Here is a 4,441-nt window from a genome sequence, read left to right as displayed (position 1 = left end):
CGGTATATCTTTTTCGGATATTTCAAAACCTAAACATTTTGCGGCTTTTTCTAAAATGGCATATCGTTCTATGACTGATTGGGCATTTTCTACTTTGTCAAAACATCCGGATAATATTAAATGACGGACATGTCTTGCATTAACTGGGCATTTAGTAGCTTCATTCGGGTTGTCTGGATCATCCCAATATTTGTACAGCTTTAATTTATACCGGAATATTCGTTCTATAAAGTTTTCAATAGAACTAAATTCTCCGCGTACATTTCGTTCGTTTATAATCCATTCTGTAGCTTTAGCTCCCAACATTTTAATACGAGAAAGAGACCAAAAAATTTTATTGGTTTCATAGTCTGTAATAAAGGTTCCGCCACTTACATTTATATCTGGTGGAACTATTTTTGCTTCACTGCATAGTTCCATCTCACTCATTAATGTAGGAATTTCATCATCTTTAGCCCATTGAAGAGCTATGGTATAAAAAGCTGTAGGGTAATTGGCTTTAAGGTAGGCTCCGGCATAGGCGGTAACAGCGTAAGCGGTTGCATGACTTTTGTTAAAAAGATAACCACCAGCTACCTCAAACATGTGCCATATTGCTTCTGCATCTTCTTTTGGGCAACCATTTTCATTAGCTCCGGCCATAAACTTGTCTCGTAAGGCAAGAATCTTATCTACTTTTTTCTTGGATATAAGTTTTACCAATTTGACACCTTCACCTAAACTGAATTTTCCAACTTCGCGTGCAATCTGTGCTAGCTGTTCCTGGTAACACAGCACACCATAAGTATTCTTCATGGCATTGTATGTTCCCCATAGATATACAGGATCTGCATCTCCCAATTTGCAGTCTACATATTTATCTGTAGATCCGGAATCTAGTGTTGCTGGACGAAATAAGGCATTGGCTGCGATTAAATCTTCAATTTTATCTGGTTGCATACTTACCAAAAATTTAGTCATCCCTTTAGATGAAAACTGGAAGATATTTTGGGTGTATCCCTTTTGCAGTAGTTGATATACTTTAGGATCATCTAGTCCGCTTTGCACGATATTTTGAAAAGTAATATCGGTATGATATTTATCATTACATATATTGATGACAGCTTGTAGTTTTGACAATTCCTTAATACCAAGACAGTCATTTTTTAGTAATCCCTGTTCGTCTAATGAATAACCGTCAAATTCGGAAATCAACACACCGTCTATTTTCTTTATAGGAGTAAAGTCAAAGCATTCCAAATCTTTTCCATCTTTTGAATCTGGGGTCACTAGTAGGGCAGAGGCATGAACTGATGAAGAACGAGGTTGTCCCATCAAAGTACGAATATCTTCAATTACTTGTGGGTACTCCATTATGAAGCTATGTATTTTTTTATTGGTAGCAGCCATTGTAAACAGGTCTGTCCAGCTCATATTGTCATCTTCAAATATAGCTGTGATATAATTTACAATATTTACCGGTACTCGATGTACACGCGCTACATCTTTAAGAACTGCTTTCAACTTTAAAGTCGTAAAGGTTCCGGCAGAAAACACACGTTGTTTACCATCATGGTTATAACGGCGTTCAATATACTCTTTTACCTCTTGTCTACGGTCTGATTGGAAGTCTACATCCACATCTGGAAGGGAACCTCCAGGACCTTGCAAATAACCACTGTCCACAAAACAATCTATGGCTTTCACCTCTGTTGAAGATGTTTTATATTTAACTGATATGACTTTCATTTTTAATTAATCTAACCGTTTACCATAATAGTTACCTTCTGATTTGTATGCCCTTTCAAAATCAATTAGAGCATATTCAGGAATAATCATTTGTTTGGTGATAAAAGCATCTGAAACGATGCCTTCCAGCGTTCTACATCGGCTAAGGGCTACGTATAGTTGTCCAGGACAAAAAGTATGTGATACATGAATGATAATTTTATCGAATGTAAGTCCTTGGCTTTTATGAATGGTAATGGCCCATGCCAATGTTAATGGGAATTGAGTACATGAACCAATTTCTTCTTTTACAATCTCATTATCTTTTAAAGTATATTGCGTATTACTCCATGTATAACGTTCAAATTTGATAGTCCGGCCATTATCCATACGTACTGTAATTACGTTATCTTCTAATGCGGTCACAATTCCAAGCATACCATTATAATAACCCTTTAATGAGTCGTTAACCAATGACATAACTCTTGCCCCAACTCGAAGTTTTAAATGTAAATCACATGGTATAGATGATTCTGGGAACTTATCCTTGATAACTATATCATAGTTTCGTATCTCTTGTTCCCCTAATTTGTCGGCATTAATTCTCTCAACATCAGCTTTGTGTGTACAAATATGGATGTATTCGTTATCATAACTGCTACTGATTTTGCGGTCTTTCAATTCGCTTAATAAATCCAGTTCATCGGATGTTACCTGGTAATTACGAATATTGTTGAGTACATTAATAAATTCAGGTTCTGTTTGCCTGAATATTTTTGTTAGCTCTACAATGTGGAAACCTGTGCGTTTGAAAACTAAGGCGTTGAAAAAGAAAAAGCCATCATAAAAGTCAGACAATATTTCTCTTTCTTGTTTCTTTGTTACTGGAGGCAATTGAAAAAGATCGCCAAACATTACTACTTGTACACCGCCAAATGGTTCATCACTTTCGTAAACCCACCGTAGTTTGCGATCAATGGTGTCCAGAATATCTGGGCGTACCATGCTTATTTCATCAATAATCAGCAATTCCATTTTGAGCAATAGTTCTACCTTGTATTCTGAAAATTTGTTTTCCAGTCGGTCGTAAGGTGTAATAGGTCCAAAAGGAATGCCAAATAGACTATGCAATGTAACGCCCCCTGCATTAATGGCTGCTATGCCTGTTGGGGCAGCTACAATGCAATTCTTCCCGGATTTTTCAATTAGATATTTTAGAAATGTAGTCTTTCCAGAACCGGCTTTACCTGTTACGAATACATTATTCTCATCATCTTGAATGAGATTCATTATTTTTTGCATCTCTTCTGTCAAAATCATATCTTCCATACCTTTTTATTTTTCGATTTTTACATATAAATTGCAATGACAAACATCATGTTCTCTATACGAGCTGCACGGACATCGTTTGTCTTTGGAGTCATTGTGGCATGGACACTCGCCATTATTGGCTTCACATCTTTTGAGGATGGCATTAACTACCTTGTCATTGGGATTTAAATCCCATCCCACTTTTCTTAAAATTGGAATCATAATCAAATTTCGTTTAGAGTAAATAAAAGATCTCGATTATCAAATTGAATATCATCGTCAGTTTGCAGTTCATCTGCATATACTACAATAGGATCATCCATTCCGGCACGTTTCACAAGTAACTGTGCGTCTTTGTCTATTTTATAAGTTTTATGATTTTCTAATGTAACTTCGATATATTGATTGGAATCTACGTCATCTCCAATAATGGTCACATCTGAAGGGTATAGTCCTGCACGTTCTGGAAGAAGGAAGCGTTCAAATAACAAATCGTATTTTATTGGATCTATAAGTGTTATTCCCAATAGGTATAAAACTAGACACCCTCCAGCAGAACCACGTCCGCATCCCACTAATATTCCATTTTTGCGTGCCCAATTAACAGTATCATATTGTACGAGCATGTAATCTACATTATTGGTTGATTCTAATACGTAAATCTCATGATCCAATTGTTTGCGATATATGTCTTCTTTATCTTTTGGAACCAATTTATTAAACCCGTCTTCCAGCAAGTCCAAAAACATTTCATGCCGGTTGGCGTATTTTGATTTTTCATTGTCGGCCATGTCATATTGAGGCATAAAGTTGCGTTCAATCTCATATCTTGCTTCTGCTCCTTTAGCAATCTTGACAGTATTTTCACATGCCCAATTGAATATATCCTCTATGTCCCATTTGTGTTCATCAAACAAGCCAGACATAGTGTTCCAATGTTCATCCAGATCTTTAAAATATTGGTCATCACTTTGTTCATGCGCCGCTCCTTCAGCAATTTTGTTAAGGATGATTTTGTTTTTTGCATCATCTTTGTCCAAATAATAGCAGTCACAAATTAATACTGGAGGAAGATCGCCTGTATCATATATGTAGTCAAAGTAACATTTTGTAGCATCTAGTACTTTAATATCAATACGTTCAGCTTTGAATTCCGATAAATCTAATTGATAAAAGCAATCGTCAAAACTATCGAAAAAACGGTCAAGATTATTACCTATTTCTTTCAACCAAAATGACGCATATTTGCTAAATACAATTATATTACCGGCTCCATGTTTTAGAAGATCTTGTAAATCAATGATTTTATTTTCGGAATCTACATTTATACATTTTTGAATTCTAAGCAAATTTTGAAGTCCTTCTTGTGACTGACAGTATATTTTAGCATCTATCTTTTCGATACCATCAGTGAATGTAAGTG

At 35.7% G+C, this 4,441-nt stretch carries 4 protein-coding genes; all 4 read right to left on the bottom strand.

Going from position 1 to position 4,441, the window contains the following annotated elements; genetic code table 11:
- On the bottom strand, window positions 1-1,728 hold a 1,728-nt coding region (locus KFO40_RS25220; RefSeq protein WP_211146926.1), incomplete at its 3' end, for a DNA polymerase III subunit alpha.
- A gap of 6 nt (window positions 1,729-1,734) precedes the next feature.
- On the bottom strand, window positions 1,735-3,036 hold the full coding sequence (locus KFO40_RS25215) for an ATP-dependent RecD-like DNA helicase (protein WP_138335680.1): 1,302 nt from the start codon (window positions 3,034-3,036) through the stop codon (window positions 1,735-1,737).
- 6 nt (window positions 3,037-3,042) lie between these two features.
- On the bottom strand, window positions 3,043-3,240 hold the full coding sequence (locus tag KFO40_RS25210; protein WP_117615045.1) for a hypothetical protein: 198 nt from the start codon (window positions 3,238-3,240) through the stop codon (window positions 3,043-3,045).
- A gap of 2 nt (window positions 3,241-3,242) precedes the next feature.
- Window positions 3,243-4,441 (bottom strand): hypothetical protein (locus tag KFO40_RS25205; RefSeq protein WP_211146925.1); only part of this gene is annotated, 1,199 nt, incomplete at its 5' end.

The sequence above is a fragment of the Bacteroides sp. 1001302B_160321_D4 genome (assembly GCF_015667765.1).
Classification (GTDB): domain Bacteria; phylum Bacteroidota; class Bacteroidia; order Bacteroidales; family Bacteroidaceae; genus Bacteroides; species Bacteroides xylanisolvens.
The sequence above is the reverse complement of the archived record's forward strand: the minus strand, read 5'-3'. Positions and strand labels throughout refer to the sequence as shown.

Coding starts and splice junctions, on each gene's coding strand:
- KFO40_RS25215 (WP_138335680.1), bottom strand. CDS start 3,036: ATGGAAGATATGATTTTGACAGAAGAGATGCAAAAAATAATGAATCTC.
- KFO40_RS25210 (WP_117615045.1), bottom strand. CDS start 3,240: ATGATTCCAATTTTAAGAAAAGTGGGATGGGATTTAAATCCCAATGAC.